This is a genomic window from Pontimicrobium sp. MEBiC01747 (genome assembly GCF_053601635.1).
In genome coordinates this window covers 1-1,770 of the sequence record NZ_JBSHNS010000404.1, presented here as the reverse complement: position 1 = coordinate 1,770, position 1,770 = coordinate 1, and the positions used below count along the sequence as shown (strand labels likewise).

The following is a 1,770-nucleotide window of genomic DNA, read 5'->3' as shown; positions in this document are numbered from 1 at the left end:
CCTAATGACTATGACTATAAAAAATCTGCAAAGTACAGATACTATAAAATTACTTCTTGAAGATGCATATTACGAACGAACCAGTAATATCGAAAATAGTATAAAAACTGCAAATAGAGCGCTTAAAATGAGTAAGGCTCTTGGTAATAACGTATATATTGGTAAAAGCTTAAATCAGTTAGCGCTATACCATATGATTATTAGCGATTTTGAACAATCTAAAAACTACTCTAAAGAAGCTATATCATATTTTTCACCAATAAACGATGAACAAGGTATAGCAGATGCTAATTACAGTATTGGTAGTATACATTATAAAACCAATAACTATCATGTAGGCCTTAAGTACCTATTAGAATCCTTAAGAATTTATAGGAAATATAATGATTTTCCCAGTCAATCTAAAGTAGAAAAGGCCATTGGAACTATCTACGAATATATGGGAGACCATGATAATGCATTTAAATCTTATAAAAGCTCTATAAAAATTGCGAGAAAAATTCCAGACCTTAATTTAGAAACAAATGTTTGTAATAATCTTTCCGGATTATTATTAAAAAAGAAGCGGCCTAAATATGCCATGCAGGTTATAGAGCATTCTATTAAAAGTAAAAAATTAACAAATGATATAAGAGGGCTAGGCTTTGCTATTTATGGAAGAGGTAAAGTCTTTTTTGCTATACAAGAATATGAAAAAGCAAAGGCAGATTTTTTAACGGCTATAAATATCCATAAAGACACTATTGAAAATTTAGGAGCATCAATGGGGCTCCATAAATTAGGAGTACTTTACTATAAGTTGGGGCGTTTAGAAGAAGCTATCGATGTTTTAGAAGAATCATTACAACTAAGCTTAAAGTATAATATATCTATGATAAAAATTAAAAACTATCATATACTATATTTAATATACAAGCAAAATGGAAATACAGAAAAAGCATTAAAATACTTAGAGATTTATTTGTCGGAAAAAGAAGCCGTAATTAATACCCAGACACTTAAAGTGATGGAAGATTACGACTTAATTAATAAGATGAATAAGCTAGAAAATGAAGCAGAATTACAAAGGGTAAAACAAAAAAATATAGATAAAAAAAATAGAGCAGAAAAGCGCTCTGTTGCATTAAAGCAGCAGTTTTTATCTATTATGAGTCATGAAATAAGAACGCCACTTAACGCCATTACAACTATTGTATCTATTCTAGAGAAAAAAGTTAAAGGAGAAAATAAAGAATTACTAGATAGTCTTCAATTTGCCTCAAATAACTTAATTAATATTGTTAATGATATTTTAGATTTTACAAAGTTAGACTCTAGAAAAGCTAAATTAGAGCTAGATAATTCTAACTTATATAAATTATGTAACAAAATAGCAAACCTCCATTTAAATGTGGCCCAAAGTAAAGGCTTAGACATTGTATTAGAAAATAATATTTCTGAAAATCAAAATTACCTTATAGATGAGACAAAAATGACTCAAATACTAAGTAATTTAATAAATAATGCTATTAAGTTTACAGATAAAGGAGGAGTAACCATTAGTGCCGAATTAATTGAAGAACAAGAATCTTACGATGTTATTAAATTAAGTGTTAAGGATACTGGCGAAGGAATTTTGGAAAAAGATATTACCGAGATTTTTGAAAGCTTCTCTCAAGTAAAACCTATAATGACACGTAAACAAGGAGGAACAGGTTTAGGCCTTGCTATTGTTAAACGTTTAGTAAAGTTACACGGAAGTCAAATAAAAGTAAAAAGTAAAGAACATGA

1 protein-coding gene is annotated in these 1,770 nt (G+C 28.6%); it reads left to right on the top strand.

The annotated features are described in order from the left end of the window. Positions 1 to 10: 10 nt before the first annotated feature. The coding region (locus tag ACVC2P_RS12965; RefSeq protein WP_452598886.1) for a tetratricopeptide repeat protein at positions 11 to 1,770 on the top strand (1,760 nt) is incomplete at its 3' end.